At 24.8% G+C, this 19,235-nt stretch carries 17 protein-coding genes; 13 read left to right on the plus strand and 4 right to left on the minus strand.

Annotated features, from left to right (window positions below):
- Position 1 precedes the first annotated feature (1 nt).
- Positions 2-1,267, minus strand: coding sequence for an MFS transporter (locus NY022_RS01345; RefSeq protein WP_267523220.1), 1,266 nt, complete (start codon positions 1,265-1,267; stop codon positions 2-4).
- Positions 1,260-1,619, minus strand: a complete 360-nt coding sequence (acpS, locus tag NY022_RS01350; protein ID WP_267523221.1) for a holo-ACP synthase — start codon at positions 1,617-1,619, stop codon at positions 1,260-1,262. The genes NY022_RS01345 and acpS overlap by 8 nt, the downstream gene beginning before the upstream one ends.
- A 91-nt stretch (positions 1,620-1,710) precedes the next feature.
- Here acpS and NY022_RS01355 point away from each other — a divergent pair, with 91 nt between their 5' ends.
- The 4 genes from NY022_RS01355 to NY022_RS01370 all read left to right on the plus strand — a co-directional run bounded on the left by NY022_RS01355 (position 1,711) and on the right by NY022_RS01370 (position 6,988).
- Positions 1,711-2,826: an efflux RND transporter periplasmic adaptor subunit gene (locus NY022_RS01355; protein WP_267523222.1), complete on the plus strand. Its 1,116-nt coding sequence runs from the start codon at positions 1,711-1,713 to the stop codon at positions 2,824-2,826.
- Entirely contained in the window at positions 2,801-4,729 is a 1,929-nt protein-coding gene (locus tag NY022_RS01360; protein WP_214120042.1) for an ABC transporter permease, read from the plus strand. The genes NY022_RS01355 and NY022_RS01360 overlap by 26 nt, the downstream gene beginning before the upstream one ends.
- A gap of 348 nt (positions 4,730-5,077) precedes the next feature.
- Positions 5,078-5,932 (plus strand): hypothetical protein, encoded by an 855-nt coding sequence (locus NY022_RS01365; protein WP_267523223.1) that lies wholly within the window; start codon positions 5,078-5,080, stop codon positions 5,930-5,932.
- 204 nt (positions 5,933-6,136) lie between these two features.
- Positions 6,137-6,988, plus strand: a complete 852-nt coding sequence (locus NY022_RS01370; protein WP_267523224.1) for a hypothetical protein — start codon at positions 6,137-6,139, stop codon at positions 6,986-6,988.
- A 404-nt stretch (positions 6,989-7,392) separates the two neighbouring features.
- On the opposite strand, the gene serS is transcribed toward NY022_RS01370, so the two are convergent.
- Complete coding sequence (serS, locus tag NY022_RS01375) at positions 7,393-8,640, minus strand: serine--tRNA ligase (protein WP_214116697.1); 1,248 nt, start codon at positions 8,638-8,640, stop codon at positions 7,393-7,395.
- A gap of 9 nt (positions 8,641-8,649) precedes the next feature.
- Complete coding sequence (gene trpS, locus NY022_RS01380; RefSeq protein WP_267523225.1) at positions 8,650-9,618, minus strand: tryptophan--tRNA ligase; 969 nt, start codon at positions 9,616-9,618, stop codon at positions 8,650-8,652.
- Between the two features lie 69 nt (positions 9,619-9,687).
- On the opposite strand from trpS, the gene NY022_RS01385 reads away from it, so the two are divergent.
- The 9 genes from NY022_RS01385 to NY022_RS01425 form a co-directional block, all read left to right on the plus strand.
- Positions 9,688-10,623 carry an NAD(P)-binding domain-containing protein gene (locus tag NY022_RS01385; protein ID WP_267523226.1) on the plus strand — a complete coding sequence of 312 codons (936 nt, stop codon included), beginning with the start codon at positions 9,688-9,690 and terminating at the stop codon, positions 10,621-10,623.
- A 2-nt stretch (positions 10,624-10,625) separates the two neighbouring features.
- Positions 10,626-12,305 (plus strand): hypothetical protein, encoded by a 1,680-nt coding sequence (locus NY022_RS01390; protein ID WP_267523227.1) that lies wholly within the window; start codon positions 10,626-10,628, stop codon positions 12,303-12,305.
- Entirely contained in the window at positions 12,302-12,985 is a 684-nt protein-coding gene (locus NY022_RS01395) for a tRNA1(Val) (adenine(37)-N6)-methyltransferase (RefSeq protein ID WP_267523228.1), read from the plus strand. The genes NY022_RS01390 and NY022_RS01395 overlap by 4 nt, the downstream gene beginning before the upstream one ends.
- On the plus strand, positions 12,972-13,337 hold the full coding sequence (locus tag NY022_RS01400; RefSeq protein ID WP_239802725.1) for a YkgJ family cysteine cluster protein: 366 nt from the start codon (positions 12,972-12,974) through the stop codon (positions 13,335-13,337). Before NY022_RS01395 ends, NY022_RS01400 begins: the two co-directional genes overlap by 14 nt.
- Entirely contained in the window at positions 13,319-14,698 is a 1,380-nt protein-coding gene (locus NY022_RS01405; RefSeq protein WP_267523229.1) for a hypothetical protein, read from the plus strand. Before NY022_RS01400 ends, NY022_RS01405 begins: the two co-directional genes overlap by 19 nt.
- Positions 14,686-15,156 (plus strand): hypothetical protein, encoded by a 471-nt coding sequence (locus NY022_RS01410; protein WP_267523230.1) that lies wholly within the window; start codon positions 14,686-14,688, stop codon positions 15,154-15,156. Before NY022_RS01405 ends, NY022_RS01410 begins: the two co-directional genes overlap by 13 nt.
- Positions 15,128-15,598, plus strand: a complete 471-nt coding sequence (locus NY022_RS01415; RefSeq protein WP_267523231.1) for an HIT family protein — start codon at positions 15,128-15,130, stop codon at positions 15,596-15,598. The genes NY022_RS01410 and NY022_RS01415 overlap by 29 nt, the downstream gene beginning before the upstream one ends.
- Complete coding sequence (gene mnmH, locus NY022_RS01420) at positions 15,585-16,565, plus strand: tRNA 2-selenouridine(34) synthase MnmH (protein ID WP_267523232.1); 981 nt, start codon at positions 15,585-15,587, stop codon at positions 16,563-16,565. The genes NY022_RS01415 and mnmH overlap by 14 nt, the downstream gene beginning before the upstream one ends.
- Positions 16,566-16,695: 130 nt before the next feature.
- Positions 16,696-19,235: hypothetical protein (locus NY022_RS01425; RefSeq protein ID WP_267523233.1), on the plus strand; the 2,540-nt coding region annotated here is incomplete at its 3' end.

A 19,235-nucleotide genomic window follows, 5' to 3' on the forward strand; every position in this document is an offset into this window, starting at 1 on the left:
CCTATTCATAAGTTTTTATAAAATATAACCAATATAAAGCTCCTAAAATAAAGCAAATTCCTAGCATTATAGTAATACTAAATGTACTAATTCCAATATCAAACAAATATCCAGTAATTAATGTAGCAAATAAAGAAAAACTCATAAATATCATATCTACATAAGCAATAACTCTACCATAATATTCTTTATCACACGCACTTTGAACTGCTGTATAAGTATAAGACCAAATAATATTTGTAAAAAAACCGGTGCATACTAAACCTATAAAAGAAAGCCAAAAATTAAACTGTAAATATGCCCAAATAATTATTCCAAAACCTTGTGCTAAAAATAAATAAAATAATGTTTTATTATTTACAAATTTACTTAAAACAAATGGACCTATGATTAAAGAAAAGGCACGCACTGCATTAATTAATCCTATAATCAACGCAACACTAAGCATTTCTTTAAAGAAAAATACCTTATTAAAATATTCATAACCAGCTAAAAAATTTACCAAAGTATCATAAGCTGTAAGACCAACAAAAGCATGTATCAAAATCAAATGAAGAATTTTTTTATTTCTAAAAATATATAAAAAACCCTCTTTAGTCATTTTTGTTATATTCTTAAAATAAAATTTATTGTTGCTTACTTCTATTTTTATGAAAAATAATAAAATTATTCCAATTAAAAATAAAAAACAATCAAGCATAAAAGCAGAGTATACGCCAAATTTATGTATAAAAAATCCAGCTAAAGCCATACCACTCGTATAAGATACTGCCCAAATTATTGAAAATAACTCATTTGCTAATTTTAATTTATCCCTATCAAAAATACAAGCTAATAAACTCATTTGAGTTTGAAAATATAAACTAGCAACCGCAAGTCTTATAAAAATCAATATAAAAAGTATAAAAATATAACTAGCATCTTTTATAAAAATTAACAAAAATACTGAAAATAATTCAATAATAATTGATAATAATAAAAGTTTTTTAGATTTAAAACTATCAATTATAACCCCACTAGCTGGTGCTAAAATTATTGTAGGTAAAAATGCAAAAATAGTTGAAAATGATAAAGCCAATTTTTTTACACTAGAATCATCAAAATTAATGCCAAAATAATTCCATTCAAAAAGTGAAAAATCAAATTCAATCAGCATTGTATATACACCAATTTGAGAAAACCAAGCACCAAAATAAGTAATAAACTGAACTATAGTTAATATTTTGAAACTTTTATTTTCTTGTAATAACCTTATATATTCACGCATTATTTTTCTCCAGCATAACAACAGCCATAGCAATTCCTGCATCATGACTTATACTTAAATTCGCCCTACTTATATTAAATTCTTTAATAATTTTTTCACTAAAAACTATAAATGGTTTATTTCTCTCATCTTTACAAATTTTTATATCATAAAAATTACATAATTCACATATTCCACAGCCTAAAGCCTTGCTAGCTGCTTCTTTTGCTGCGTAATATCCAGCAATAGAATTTATATTTTGATTTAAGCAATCTAATTCTTCTTTTGAAAAAATTCTATTTAAAAACTTTATTTTATTTTTTTTAAAAATATTTTCAATTCTTTTAATATTAACTATATCACAACCTATCATAAAAACCTATCAAATGAAATTCATTATATTTATTATTTACTTTTTCATATAATAATAAAATGATTATTTTATCTAATTATTAAGGGAAAAAATGAAAAAAATCATAATAGTTATAATGTTAATTATATGTGCTTGTATATTAGCATATTTCTCGTTATTTTCAAATGAGGTAAGTAATAATTTTAGAATTATTAAACCAAAAAGAATGGATTTATCAATTAATGTTGAAGCAGTAGGCAAGGCTTATTCTCCTTCTTTGGTAAATGTTGCAACTTTAGCAAATGGTGAGATTAAAGAATTTCGTGTAAAGCTAGGAGATAAGCTTAAAAAAGGCGATATTATTGCTATTTTAGATGATGAAAAAGCTAAGAATGATTTGGCTATAGAAAAAAGTAAATTAATTAGTTTAAATGATGAAGAAGAAGCAGCTAGAGTATATTTAAACGAATTATATGTAAAACTTCAAACTCAAGAAAAGTTATTAAGTAAGGGTGCTAGCTCTAAAGAAAATTATTTAAACGCAAAAACTAATTATTACAACGCAAAAGCAAAACTTAGCTCAATAAAAGCTCAAATAATTCAAACAAATGCAAATATTTCTACTATGCAAGAAAGCTTAGATGAAACAATAGTAAAAGCTCCTATTGATGGTAGCGTAATAGGTGTTTATGCTAGTTTAGGTCAGACAATTAACTCAAAGCAAAGCTCACCAACACTAATTAAATTAGCTAATTTAGATGAGATGGAAGTAAGAATGCAAATAGCACAAAATGATGTTAGCTTATTAAAAGTAGGGCAAAAAATCACATATACTCCATTAAGTGATGGAGCTAGTACTAAAGAAGCTAGTATAAATAGTATTGATAGTGCTGATGTTAGTGTTATTGATAATGCTACTTCAAGTGGGGCTGTTTATTATTATGCTAGATATTTTGTAAATAATAACCCTGAATTAAAAATAGGAATAGATGTTCAAAATACCATAGAAATTGATAAGGTAGTAAATGCTTTAACTTTACCTATTAATTATATTAATAAAGACAATCAAGGCTATTTTGTAAATATTAAAGATAATAGCGAGATAGGCTATAAAAAAGCATATATAACCTTGGGTAAGAGCGATAATTTTAATATAGAAATTACAAGTGGCTTAAATGATGATGATGAAGTGGTAATAACTAATGATAAAGATAAGCAATCTAAATAAATTTTACGGCTCAACTCAAGTATTAAAAGATATAAATATTGAGATAAAAAAAGGCGAGTTTGTAATATTATTAGGCAAAAGTGGTTCAGGAAAAAGCACCTTGCTTAATATGATAGGCTTAATTGATGAGCCAAGTAGCGGAGAATATATATTTTATGATAAGAATTTGTATTCTTTAAATAGTGAAGAAAAATCAGCCTTTAGAAGAGATAATTTAGGTTTTATATTTCAAAGATACAATTTAATGCCCTTACAAAGTGTATTAGAAAATGTAATAATGGGAGCTTTATATGCTAAGAAAAACAAACAAACTAGTATTCAAAAAGCTAAAAAATTATTAGAAAAATTAGAACTTAGCGAACATACTCATAAAAAAGCAGCACATTTAAGTGGTGGTCAGCAACAGCGTGTAAGTGTGGCAAGAGCACTTATAAATGATGCAAATTTTATACTAGCAGATGAGCCAACAGGAGCGCTTGATAGTGCAAATGGAATAAAACTTATGCAAATTCTAAAGGAGCTAAATGAAAACGGAGTTGGAGTTATTTTAGTAACTCACGATGAGAGTTTATGTAAATACGCAACTAGAATTATCAAAATGAAAGATGGAGTTATCATTAGCGATGAAAATGTCAAAGAATTTAAAACAAGCAATTTAAATGAAGATAATTTAAATAAAGCTAATTTTAAAGATAGATTTATAGCTAGTTTTAGCTTTTTTTCTCAAAATGTAAAACTTGCATTAAATAATCTAATCACAAATAAATTAAGGTCATTTCTTACTATGCTAGGGCTTATAATCGCTACTGCTTCAGTAATTTCAACGATAGCTTTAGGAAATGGTGGGAAAGCTGATATTTTAGAAGAGATAAAATCACTTGGGACAAATACAATTATAGTTCATAAAGGCTCAAGATTTGGAGATAGAAATGCAGGTAGGATTAAGGATTTAACATACCAAGATTTAGAGCTTATTAAAAGACTTGATTTTGTAAAAGAAGTTGGGGTTGAGAGTGGTTTAAGTGGTGCTTATATTACTTATTTAAAAAACGAAGTAGATACTGATGCTACAGGAGTTTTTGCGAATTTTTTACAAATTAGTGCTAAGGAGATGAAAGAAGGTAGATTTTTTACCGAGCAAGAAGAACAAGACGCTAAGAATGTATGTGTAATTAGTGAGAATTTAGCTAAAACTTTATTTAAAATAGAAAGTCCATTAAATAAAATAATATATCTAAAAGGTCAGCCATTAAGAGTAATTGGAGTTCTTAAAAAAGATAAAAATGAGCGAGATGGTTTTGATATTAGAGTTTATGTTCCAAATAGCACAATTAGCAATAAATTTGATGGTAATAAACATATTAGGCGTATTGTCGTATTGCTTAAAGATGATGTAAATAGCGAATTAGCTGATAATAGCATTAAACAGATTTTAGAGATTAAAAAGGGTGCTAATTCAATTTTGACCTTTAATCAAGACGCTATTAAAAAAAGTATAGAAAGCACTACAAATACACTTAGTTTAATGATTTTTGGTATTGCATTTATTGCTATGATTGTTGGTGGAATTGGCGTTATGAATATTATGCTTGTCGTTGTAAAAGAGCGAACGAAAGAAATAGGGGTAAAACTTGCAATCGGAGCAAGTCCATCTTATATTAGCACGGGGTTTTTGATTGAATCGGTTGTGCTTTGTAGCGTAGCTGCTAGTATTGGTGTAATGATTGCTTTAATGCTTGTTTATGGCATTAATTTACTTGACGCCCCTATTAAAATGATAGTTGATTTTGATGCTATTATGTTAGGGTTTTTAAGTAGCACTTTAGTTGGTTTATTTTTTGGATATTTTCCTGCTAAACAAGCTAGTAAACTAATCCCTGCAGTTGCTTTAACTGATGATTGATTAATTTGGAAAAACTTAAATTAATAAAGTTTTTCCTTTTTATTTTATATAAAATCATAAGCAACTAATGAATGTGTAGTTTTAAATAATTTTAGTAATTTACAAAATTTAAGGACTAAATTAATATATTAAAATCCTAATTTAAATTCTAAAATATTTCACACTACTAATTAACCTTATTATAAATTTTTATTTTTTATCTTTTACAAGAATTTAATTTAGGAATTTGAAATTAAATAAAAAATATTTTTTAATATTATTTATTATAAAAAGTAACATATATTAATAATTTTATGGATTTTTATTTTTATTTCATATAATTAATCTTATTAAAAACAAAGGATTAATTTGAATATAGACAATTTAAAAGATTATAAAATAAAAAACGATTATTTATATAGCTTAGAGCTTATTAGGTTATTTAATGACATTGTTACTTTTTTATTATTAATTTGCACAATTTGTTTTATAGCTTACAAGTTAGATAAACTACCAGAAGCTTCTCACACAGAAATGACTGAGATTAGATTAAGAGGAAGAGGCGAAGCTACAATAATTATCGGTATATTTTTTATTTTTTTATTCATAAAGACTAATCATATTAAAAGACTTAGATTTGTTAAAAATAATGATTTTTATATTAGCGTAGATAATGAAAAGATATATTTTGAAACATATACAGTAGATAAAGAAGGTCTTTTTGATATTGCTAAAAGTTATAAAAAAGTAAGCGAAACGATAAATAAAAGCGATATAGTTTTTAGATTGCAATCTAAACGACCAGCTTTAGCGTATTCTCATATATTTGATAAAGATACTTACAATACTAAAGAAATAGAAAATAAAAGCTTAAACTATAGATTAGACTATAGGGTAGCTAGAATAATTTTCTTTCCTATAGTTATGTTTTTTGCAATATTAAATATTTTATCAAGTTATTTAATATTGTTTTTATTAAATGGTAAAAACTTAAAAACTTACACAATATATCAAACTAAAACCAAGCTAGTTTCATTGCCTTTTGTTGATGATTTATCTGTTTATTTTTTATACACTGAATATAGATTAAAACATTCTGCAATAAGCAAAGGAGCTTACGAAATAGAGCATAGAGAAGAAGCACAACCACTAGGTGAAAAATATATAGCAAAACAACAAAAGAAAATTGAAAAGATTTTAAGTGAAAAGATAATAAATGTTTGATTTTAGCAAAAGAGATTTTGGTGATTATATTAATTAAACTTTTGCTATCTATATTTTAAAAGAATTTGGATTAGGAATTTGAAATTAAATCAAAAAATATTTTTTAATATTATTTATTACGAAAAGTAACATAATTTTAATAATTATTTTTAAATTTGATGAATGTGTATTTGCTATAATAAACTTTATTTTTAAAGGTAAGATATGAATGAGCTTTTAATATATTTAGCATATTTTTTAGATAATTTACACGATTTAGCTGGTGGGATTATTAGTATTTTAATTCCTATAATTTATGTGCCATTGTTTATTACCTATCCTATGCTTTTTGCCCTTACATTTTTTATAGGATTAAAGCTCTATCCTAGATTTATAAAAGTTTTATATGTTGTATTTTTTTATTTAGATTTTAGTGTTGAAATTAGCGACCATGATTCTGTTGCAGCAATATTGTTTTTTCAAATAATTTTCCCTTTTATATTGTATTATCCTATTAAATCAATTTATGAATTTATAATGAGACAAAATCAAAAATTTATTAAAGGTATATTCTATTTTTTCTCATTTTTAATGATTGCTTTTCATGGAATATTATTAATAAGTCATTTTAATTTACAGCAAAGTCCAAAGCACGAAGTAACAGAACTTAAAAAACCAAATACCTTATTATTAAGCACAATTGAAAAGCAAAACTATACGATAGATGGTAAGTTTTTTAAAAGTGTAAATTTAATAGTTGATAAAGAAGTGCAATTATATGAAGATTATTATGAAAAAAGTTTTGAAGAAAAAGCTTCAAAATTACCAACTAGACTTAGTAAAGATAAGCTAATAAATTATGATATTTATGGTTATTTTGTGGATTGTAGTTACGCAAAATCATATGTACAGCTTAAACTTCCAGAGCATCCTGATTTTGATAGAATTTATGATTCTTTTGCTAGGTTATTTGTTGATAATTATTATCTTGATTTAGGTAATTATTCTAGCAGTGGTAGTTGCTCTAATGATGTTTATAAAAATTATTTAAATAAATTAAAAGGAGAATTAAAATGAAAACAAGTTATATTGAATTGTTAAAATATGCAGTTTTATCGGATATAGTTTATGATGATTAAAAAATGATAATAATAAAATATATTTAAATTTATTAAAATCCTAATTCAAATTCCATTAATTTTTTAAAGAATTTGAACTAGGAATAAAGATTTAAAATAAAGCTTCTTCCATTTCGCTAGGCTTATTTAAATTTAGTATTTTTAGCACACTAGCTGCAATATTTGCTAATGAGCCATCTTTTAAATTACTATCTTTATGATAGTTATAAAGCTAACATCACAAGCTGTGTGATTAGTCAAAGTATTGCCATTAATCTTATCAATTTATCTAAAATCAAAAAATAATAATACAACTAAATTTATCAAAACTCATAAAATTAGATAGTGAAAAAAATCACTATCTTACATATATTTTTGTAATACTTCAGGTATTGCTATTGTGCCATCTTCTCTTTGATAATTTTCCATAATAGCTACTAAAGTCCTACCTACTGCAAGGCTTGAACCATTTAGTGTATGAGCTAATTTGTTTTTACCATTTTCATCTTTATATCTTATTTTTGCGCGTCTTGCTTGAAAATCATAGCAATTACTAACAGAGCTAATTTCACGATATTTATTTTGTGCTGGTAGCCACACTTCTAAATCAACGGTTTTTCCTGCACTAAAGCCCAAATCCCCACTACAAAGCATTAAATGTCTATGAGCTAAACCTAAGCTTGTTAATAAATCACTTGCACAACTAAGCATATCTTCAAATACTTTATCGCTATCTTCTTGAGTGCTAATGCTTACAAGTTCAACTTTTCCGAATTGGTGTTGGCGGATAATTCCTTTTGTATCACGCCCTGCACTTCCTGCTTCTTTTCTAAAACAAGGTGAATAGCAAGTCATTTTGATAGGTAATTCATTTAAAGCTATAATTTCATCATTATATAGATTTGTTACACTAACTTCACTTGTAGGGATTAAATACAATTCTTCGCCATCAATTTTGAATAAATCATCTTTAAATTTAGGTAATTGTCCTGTGCCAAACATAGTATTAGCATTTACAATATAAGGAGTATTTACAAACTCAAATCCTCTTGAGCGGTTAAAATCTATCATATAATTATATAATGCTCTTTCAAGTCTTGCACCTTCACCGCGTAAAGCTACAAAACGACTTTTAGCAACTTTTACACCACGCTCAAAATCAAGCCAACCAAGTGCTACACCTAAATCGTGATGGTCTTTTGGAGTGAAATTAAATGTTGGTGGAATTAATACCTTTTTAATCTCTACATTTTCCTCTTCATCATTTCCAATAGGCACACAATCAGCTATTAAATTTGGAATACAAGCTGCAATTTCATTTAATTTAGCTTCACTTACGCTTACTTTTTCGTTTAATTCAGCTATTTTTTTCTTATTTTCATCTAAAGACTTTTTAAGCTCACTTATATCTTCTCCTGATTTTGCTTTAAGTCCCATTTCTTTTGAGAATTTGTTTTGAAAACTTTGAGCGTTTTCTAATTCTATTTTTAACGCTTTTGTATCATTGTAGCTATCTAATAAACTTTTTAAAACCCCATCATCTACTTTTTTTGCTTTTAATTTTTGATTAAAAACTTCATAATTTTCTTCAATTTTTCTTAAATCTATCATAATTTCTCCTTATAAACTTAAAGCTTTATAAACTTGTTGCATTTTATTTTGCGCTAATATACTAGCTTTTTTTGCACCATCGTTTAATATATCAGCAATTTCTTTACCTTGCAATAATCTTTCATACTCACTTCTAGCCTTGTCAAAATACTCCCAAATAACATCGCATAAATACAATTTAAAATGCCCGTATCCTTCTCCACCTTTTTCATACCTTGTACGAAGACTTGCTAAATCATTTTCATCTAAAAATAATTCAGCAATTTTATATATATTACAATTTTTCCAATCCTTAGGCTCTTCAATAGGAGTGCTATCGCTTACTATTTTATTTACTTGTTTTTTAAGTTGTTTATAACTTGTGAAAATATCAATAGTATTGCCATAGCTTTTACTCATTTTAGCACCATCTGTGCCTACTATTGTTTGAGTATTTTCATCAACTAATGCTTCAGGGATAGTAAATACATTTCCAAATTCATTATTAAATTTAATTGCAATATCTCTTGTGATTTCTAGGTGTTGAATTTGGTCTTTTCCAACAGGAACTAATGGTGTATCAAACAATAAAATATCAGCCGCCATTAAAACAGGATATGAAAATAAGCCGTGATTTGCACTAAGACCTTTTGCTATTTTATCCTTATATGAATGTGCTCTTTCAAGTAATCCCATAGGAGTAAATTGCGATAGTATCCAATAAAGTTCTAAGACTTCTTTAACATCACTTTGTAAATAAAATATACTTTTATTTGGATTTAATCCTAAAGCTAAAAATGCAGCTGCTGCTTTATTAATATTATCTTTAAAATTACTAGCTGTTTTTTTATCCTTTAAAATACTTGTCATAGCGTGATAATTTGCAATAAACATTATCATTTCATTATCATTTTGTCTTTTCATCATTGGAGCTATTGCTCCAAAATAATTGCCTATATGCAAATCCCCACTTGGCTGAAGTCCCGTAAAAATTCTCATTTTTTCTCCATTTTTTTACTTGTAATTAAAAATTTATGTTTAATATAAAGCATAAAAATTAATAAAAGGATGAAAATGATATACGACTTAATAGTAATTGGTGCAGGTCCAGCAGGAATTGCAAGTGCTTATGAAGCTCATAAAAATGGCTTAAAACACGTGTTATTAATAGAAAAAGCCGGTGAAAATTGTCAAACTTTTAGAACATATTATAAAGACGGTAAAAGAGTTGATAAAGTTTATAATAAAATTGATATACCAAATATCGGTAATATACCTTTTGAAGATGGGACAAAAGAAACTTCACTTGAATTATTTAATAAATTTTGTGATAGTGGCTTTGAAATGATGTTTTCAAATGAAGTTGAAAAAATTAAACAAAACGATGATATTTTAATCGTCCATACTAGCAAAGGCGAATTTAAAACTAAAAATGCAGTAATTTCAATAGGTAGAATGGGAAAACCAAATAAGCCAAGCTATAAACTACCTTCAAAATTAAGTAAAGTTATCAATTTTAACGCAAATGATGCTAAAGAAAATGAAAAAATCTTAGTAGTTGGTGGTGGTAATAGTGCAGCTGAATATGCAGTGGATTTGAGTGTAAAAGCAAATGTAACATTATGTTATAGAAAATCAACTTTTACTAGATTAAATGATATAAATTTAGATAATGTTTATAAAGCTAAAATGACACTTAAAATGGGTATAGATATAGTTGAGGTAAATGAAGTAGATAATAAACCTGAAGTTACTTATACTAATGGTGAAAAAGAGATTTTTGATAGAATAATTTATGGAATTGGTGGCTCAACTCCAGTTGATTTTTTAACAAATTGTGGTGTAGAAATTGATGATAAAGGTGTTCCTACATTTGATACAAATATGCAAAGTAATGTTAAAAATATTTTCGTAGCAGGAGATATTGCTAGTAAAAACGGTACAAGCATAATAAGTGCATTAAATAATGCAAAAACCATTGCCGATTTCATTACTAAGGCTTAAAATTGATAAAAAAAAACATAGTCATATATGTATTATTAATTGTTTTATTAGTATTAGGGATAGTTTATTTTACTATCCCAACAAAAGATATTAAAAAACAAGATACACATAAAATAGAAATAAAACAGCAAGAAAATAAAAAAGAAAACAAAAATATAGAGCAAAAAAAACAAAAACTAAATGTATCAGAAATTGATTTACAAAATTATGAATTCTTAAATAATAAAATAGTCATGTTAACAAAACAAATAGAAATATTAAAAAAGAATAGTCCGAAAGAAATTAAAACGGAATTTGAAAAGATATATTTAGACTTAGATAAAATAAAAATAAAAAACGAACAACTAAAATTAGAAAATAATAGTTTAAATCAAAAAATCAAACAAGAAATATTATTAGCAAATGAAAAAAGTAAAATATCTTATGAAGAAAAAATAACAAAAATAAACGAGCAATTATCTAATTACAAAGCACAAATAGATGAATTAATTAAAAACTTAAACGAAAAAGAAAAAATAATAAATAATCTTAACTCAACAATAGATACTTTAAAAAATGAAAAACAAACAAGTATAGTTGAAAAAGATAATTTACTAAAAAAAACACAGGATGAACTAAATTTATTAAATACAACATTAGAAGGCAAAAATAAAAATTTATTAAATATCACTAATGAAAATAATAATTTAAAAGCACAAATAGAAAATATGCATAAATTAGAAAAAGAAAATAGTGAATTAAATACAAAAAATATAAATTTAGAAAAAGAAATAAAAACATTACAAGCATTAAATAAAACAAATGAGAATAATAAAAATCAAGATTTATTAACAAAAATAAACGAAATAAATAATGTAGTTGAAAATCTTACTAAAGAAAACGAACAGCTAAACAACAAAATAAAACTAACTGATGAATTAGAAAAAGAAAAAAATGAACTAAAAGACAAACTTTTTCGTACCAAACTAGAACTTGAAGAATATAAAAACACAAAAAAAAGCATTAATAATGATTCTAATTTTAATGAAGTAAAAAAATCTTACGATGAATTAAACATTAAATTCTTAGAATTACAAGAAAAACTAAATAATAAAGAGCTAGAAAATAATAAATATAAAGAAGATAATTTAAAACTTGAAAAAATAGTTGAAAATTTTAAAACAAATGATAATAATTATGAAAAAATAGCAAATTTAGAACTAGAAAAAAATAATCTATTACAAGAATTAAATAATTTAAAAACAAACAATATGCAAGAAAATCAAACAATTAAACCACAAACATCATACGATAACGAAAAATTAAATACTCAAAACATAAAGTTATTAGATAGTATGATTTGTGATGATATAAAATCAGGTGAGACTACTTTAAGTCAGGCGTGCTATTTAAAACTTGATGAATTTTTAAATAAATATAATGAAAATTTATTATACGAAATAACACCTATAATAGATGGTGGAGGATTCAAAAGTCTAAACGCCATAGATGGAATACACATTAGCTCTAAAGAAGTGCAAAGATTAACTCGCTTAGCTAATTTTGGATTATCAAAAGATAGAACAAAAAGTGCTGCAAGTTATATAAAATCAAAAATTCCTAATGCACTAATTAGCTCAAGTTTAGAGCCTGAATACTCAAAAGACAATAAAAAAGGCTTTATTTTAAGAGTTTATAAATGATAATTTATCAATATAAAAACGGCTATCGCTACAATAGTGATAGCATAATTTTATATGATTTTATAAGTAAAGATAAGCTTAAAGGAATAGGACTTGATATTGGTGCTGGGAGTGGAATTTTAAGCCTATTATTAAGCGAAAATAAAAATATAAAAATAGATGCAATTGATATTCAAGAAAAAAATGTAAAATTATGCAAAAAAAATTATGAAAAAAATAATCTTGATTATAAAGTAATTTTAGGTGATATTAAAGATTATAAAGTTTATAATTATTATGATTTTATAATCTCTAATCCACCATTTTATTCTAAAATGCAAGCACAAAATAAGCATTTAAATATTTCAAGACATATTGATTTTTTGCCACTTGAAATATTGTTAAAAAGTGCTGATAAATTATTAAAACCAAAAGGTTTTTTGTATTTTTGTTATGATGCTAAAAAAATTGATTTAATATTTGAAACCTTAAAAAATACGAATTTAAAATGCGAAATAATAAGATTTATTCACACAAAAGCCGAAAAACCATCAAATTTAGTATTAATTAAAGCAAGAAAATTAAGCAAAAGCGATGTGCTGATTTTGCCACCTTTAATATGTAACGATAGTAATGGCACAACAAAAGAATTTAATTCAATTTATCAAAATATCAAGGTTCAAAGTTATGATTTACAATAAAGATTACTCATATTCATTTGATGAGAGTAAATGCAGTGAGTGTGGCGGTAAGTGTTGCACGGGTGAGAGTGGTTATATATTTTTAACTAGCGATGAAATTATCCAACTAGCTAAGATAAAAAATACAACTTTTAATGATTTTGTTAGTAAATATTGCATTAAAGTAGGCGTTAGGTTTAGCCTAATTGAAAAGCCATATAACAATGGCTTTGCTTGTATATTTTTTGATGAAATTAATAAAAATTGTGGAGTATATGAAGCAAGACCTATGCAATGTAGAACATTTCCGTTTTGGGAATATTTTAAAAATAACCTAAAGGAGCTTAAAAAAGAATGTATTGGAGTAAATTAATACTAATATTATTATCAACTTTTTTATTAGCAAATAATGATGAATTAATATTAGATGCTTTATTGAACGAAAATAAAAATAGTGAAATTTCAAGTAAAGCATACGAAAAATTGTATAATAATACTAAAAATAAAGCATATTTAGAAGGAGCTATTAAGCAAGGGTTAGTAGCAAATTTAAATATTGATAATTTAATAAAAGAATTAGAAATTATTGATAATGAAAATATTCTTTTAACAAAAGTAAAAATAATTAAACTCGTAGAAAAAAAAGATTATAAAAAGTTAATAAAAATATATTACGAATATATAAAAAACAATGAGGATTTAAGTCTTAGTGTAGCTGTACAAGAACAATTAATAAATGATAATTTAAACGAAAAAGCGTATATTATATCCAAAGATTATTATAAAAAATACAATAATTTATATAGTTTGTACATATATCTTCAAAGACTTATTACAATGAAAAAATATCAAGAAGTAATCAAACTAACAGATGATATGTATAAAGAAGCTTTAAAAAATAATAAGATAGAAAAAGAATTTATACCATATTTTCAATTAAGATTAGTGGCATTAAAAGAATTGAAACAATATGAAAAATTAATCAAATTAGAACCTAAAACAGTAGTAGAGTATCTTAATAAACTATTATCAAATAAAAAATATAATGAGATAATAGATATTACAAAAAATATTGAAAATAATAAAGAAAATGCTATATTTTTAGCATTCAAAGCACAAGCAATGGTAGAAAGATTAAAAAAATCAGATACTAAAGAATTAATCAAGCTGTCAAATTTATTATATAATTACACTAATGAAAAAACATTTATATATACTTTAGCACAATTCTTAATACATTTTAAAAATGAAAAAGAACTTGAAAAATTAATTAATATAGATGAATTACTAAAACAAAATATTTTACATGAGTTAAAAAGATATAAAGAATTAAGCAAAATATTGTATGAAAATGCTATAAAAACTAACGATAATAAAATGCTAATAGATAGCTATATATTTGAAATGTTAGACAATCCAAAAACATTTGATTATTTTAAACTTGATGAATTAGTAGCAAAAGGTGGATTTGATGCTAATTCTTTTAATAACTACGCTTATACAATTATTGATGATAGAATAAATATTAAAAAAGGAATAGAACTAGCAAAAAAAGGTTTAGAATTAGAACCTTCAAATGTTTTTTTAATAGACACCTTAGCATGGGGATATTATTTATTAAATGATTGTAAAAATGCAAAAGAAATCTTCAATAAAATACCAAAAAATCATAGTATTTTTAAAGAAAAAGATGTTATTTTGCATAAAAAAAGGATAGAAAAATGCAAAATTTAAGTAAAGATATTTTAATCAAAAGCCTTAGTTTTAATATTTTTTATCCTCGTGATTTAGATTTATTTAATAATAAAATAATTAAATTTAGCAAAGACTTAAATGACGATAGTGATGCTTTTATAACTAATAATTTTGATGAATTAGGATACGCTAGAAGATATAGTAAAAAATATTTATTCTATTTTTCACAAAATTTAAATGAAGATGATTTAATAAAAGCTAGTATTTATGGTGCTGATGGAGTAATTTTAGATAAAATTATAAATAAAAATTTAATAAATTTAGCTAGAAATTCAGGCTTTAACTTGGCATTTTTAGCTAAAAATAATACTGATTTATTAAAAGCTACAATATATAATTTTAACATATTTATAACTAATAAAGATTTATTAGAAAATATCCCTAATACTAAACTAAAAGGAGAGTTATATGAATTATCTAAAAGCACCTTGGCGTGATAAATATTTTAAAGAAGATAGAAGTTTATGTCCTTTTTGCGAAGATAGTGAAGTGCTAGTTTATGAAGATGAATTATGTAGGGTTTTAATGAATAAATATCCTTATTCTCCAGGACATATTCTAATAACTCCTAGAAAGCATGTTGAGTTTTTAAACGATTTAGATGAGATAACTTGGCTTAGAATGGCAAAAATATCTAGATTTGCTGAAAATATTATGAGAACAACCTTGCACGCACAAGGAGTAAATATCGGACTTAATTTAGGCGATGCAGCAGGTGCTGGTATAGCAAAACACTTGCATTTGCATGTCTTACCAAGATGGCATAAGGATACTAATTTTATAACCACTATTTGTGATACTAGAGTTATAGGGACTAGCCTAGATGAATTATATTTAAAGATAAAAGAGAGCTTTAAAAACTACAATGCAGCTAATTAGTGCTAAAGAATTTTTAAATACTAATAAAAATATTTTAATAGACGCAAGAAGTCCAAATGAATACAAAAAAGCACATTTAAAAAAAGCCTTAAACTTTTTTGCTTTAAACAACGAAGAGCATAAGTTAGTAGGGACAAAATATGCTACTAATAAATTTAACGCAAAATTATTAGGAGCTAGTTTTATTTGCAAAAACACAAGCATTCATCTTAAAAAAATACAAAATATAGCAAATCCACATAAAGATGAAATATATATTTATTGTGCTAGGGGTGGTCAGCGAAGTGGTGCGATAGGTCATATTTTAAGTGAGATTGGATTTAAAGTCTATAAATGCGAAGGTGGTTTTAAAGAACTTAGAAACGAGATGATTTCGTATCTTAATAGCTATCAAAATCCTAATTTTGTAAGCCTAGCAGGAAATACAGCTTGTGGTAAAACAAGGCTTTTAAAATTACTTGATAATAAAATAGATTTAGAAAAATTAGCCCATCATTTCGGCTCAACTTTTGGCTCTCGTGGGTTTTTACAACCTAGCCAACAACAATTTGATATAAATCTAATAAATGAATTAAAAGCATTAAAAGATGCAAAAGTATTCATAGAAGCAGAGAGCAAAAACATAGGAACTATAACTTTATTTAATAATTTTTATGAGCAAATGAATAGCGGTATTAAGGTGTTTTGCGAAGCTAGTTTGGATATTAGAGTGCAAAATTGTGTGAATGATTATCAAAACATTAGCTCGGAATTTTTTTATTTTTGTCTTGAGAGATTAAAGCCTTATTTAGGAAATGCCTTAGTTTATGAGCTAAGCACTGCTTATAATAATAAGGATTTAAAAAGTGTAGCAAAAATACTTTTAATCAATTATTATGATAAGGTCTATAAAAAACCTAAGGAATTTGATTTATTATTAAATCTTGATGATTTAGAAAAAGCTAAAGATATTTTAAATAATTTATAAATATTTTAATTTTTTAGTAGAATATAAAAATTTTCACGACTTATTTATCCGTTTTTTTTTTTATATATAATCACTCCCTTAATTTTTTCATAGATATTAAAAATATTTTAATAAATTTAAAAGGATTTAGATGAATAAAAAAATAAAATTATCTTTACTAGCATTTACATTAATTACTAATGCTTATTCACAAGATACATTCCCTAGCACTACACAAAATAGCGATATAGAAATAAACAATAAATTACTAGAAAGTGGTAGTAGAGTAATATCTAATGGTTCAATAAATGTAACAAATAACTCTATAATCAAAGGTGATTTAACGGCTAGCAATATTAATATAAATAATTCAACTATTGATAGTGGGAATATTAACAGTAATGATTTTTTAGCTACAACTACAATAGAAAATAATAGTATTGTTAATGGCGGTAATTTTACAGGTGATAATATAATAATAAAAAATAGCACTATTAATAATGGTAATTTTTTTAATTCAACCACGATAGAAGATAATACTATCGTTAATGATGGAGTATTTAATGGAGATTTAACTATTAAAAGCAATAAAATTAATGGTGGTGATTTTAATAATTTAAGTTCAGTATATTTTGATGGCGTAGATATTAACAATAAACTTAATTTTACAACTGATAGATCTATTAATATAAATAATTCAAATTTAGGTGAGAATATAGAATTTGATTCTAATTCTACAAACAACACTTATATTAATATTTCTAATAGCACAATAAGTAGCAAATTTAATGACAAATACGATAGTTTAAGTTTATATGGTTCAATAATTAATACTAGTATTAATGTAGAATATATATCGTATGCTAATAAAAAAAATATTGTTACAAAAGATAATATTATAATTGCAGATAGAGCAAATTTTGGTAATAGACCTAGTGGGTACAAACCAAAATATTCAAACGAATTTGATGGAAATTTATATATTAAGGATGAGCTTATAATAAGAACAACTATTATCAACGAAAATTCACATATAAAAACCGATGGTATTACTTCAATATTTGCAAGTGATTTTAATGGCACATTAGAATCAAGCTCAAAGGTTTATATATTACATAGCAATAATTTAAGTAAAAATTCATTAATAAAATCTAGTGATGATATTTATGTACTTCCTTCGACACAAACTATAGCAGATGATAAGGCTCATGAAATATTAACTAATTCATTAGTAAGTGGAACAATAATATCAGATAAAAATATTATAATAAATGATAGAAATATTGAAATACCTATTTTTGATATTCCATCTGAGCTACCTATTATGAATGGATACTCATCAGATTATATTGCTTGGCTTTATCCACAATTATCACCAGATGATATAAAATATATAAGAAACAATCCTAGTTTCTCGGAAAATTATATGAAAGATTTTGTAACAATCAAAGACGCCAACCTAACAGCTGATAAAATAAACATAATAGACACATTAATAGAAGGTACTAATAATATAATAAAAGCTAATGAAACCATATTACAATCAGGTAAAGATAAAGAAATAACTTTACAAGATAATAGTACATTTATTATACCATCAGCTACAGGCGATGTTTATACTATTAAGAATACAGAATTTATAAACAACACAAACCAAACTAATGAAGTAAAAATTAGTGGAGATGTTAGCTTAGTAAATGGTAAAGCAACTAATGTAAATTTTAGCGCTGTTAATAATTCTAAAAATTCATTAACCCTTGATAGTATAGAACTTAATAATGTTAATATAGATACTAATGATGTATTTGATAATATTACTTTAAATAATATCAATTTAAACACAAACACAATTAAAGCAAATGATAGTATAAGCATAAATAATAATTCAATTATTAAAGCAAATAATATTGATACAAATAATCTTACTACCAACGATTCTCATATCTATGCAAACATAAATACAAATAATCTTAATGCTAATAATACAAACTTTTATTTATATGGTGGAGGAAATGATACAAGTTTAAATGATAAATTTAGTGGTCCTATTATAGTTAATGAAAAAGCAAGTGGTGGTAATAATAAAATCATTATAGCAAACACTGACTTATCTTTATTAAAAGATAAAAATGTCCCTATTGCTATTATTAATAATGAAGATGAATTAAAAAAAGATTATTTTAGTGTAGTTTATAGAAAATCTCAAACAGGTGCTTTAGTAAATTACAAATTAAGTGATGATATCTTACACTTTAATAATATAGAAAACAATAATAAAACAGATAATGTATGGAGCTTAGGCTTTAATGATAATGTAGATAGTAGTATTAAAGATAATATTGTATCTAATGTAAATATAGATGATATTAAAGATGAAACATTATCAAATAAATTTGAAGGGGATTTAAATAAATTAAATACATACAACAAAGATAATATAAATGATTTTATTATATTTGATAGCTTTAATGAACCAGTAGCTAATGTAATAAAAACCATAATATACTCTCCATATTACACTACAAGATATTATATAGATGATACAGAAAGTAGATTTACATATTTAAGAAACAATGAAACTAATAAAGGTTTTTGGATAAATACTGATTATAATTATTTAGAAACTAATACAAATAACTTAAAAGCTAATAGAGTTTATATAGGAGTAGATAATAAATTAGACTTTAATAA

It is taken from the genome of Campylobacter sp. MG1, assembly GCF_026616895.1.
GTDB lineage: Bacteria > Campylobacterota > Campylobacteria > Campylobacterales > Campylobacteraceae > Campylobacter_E.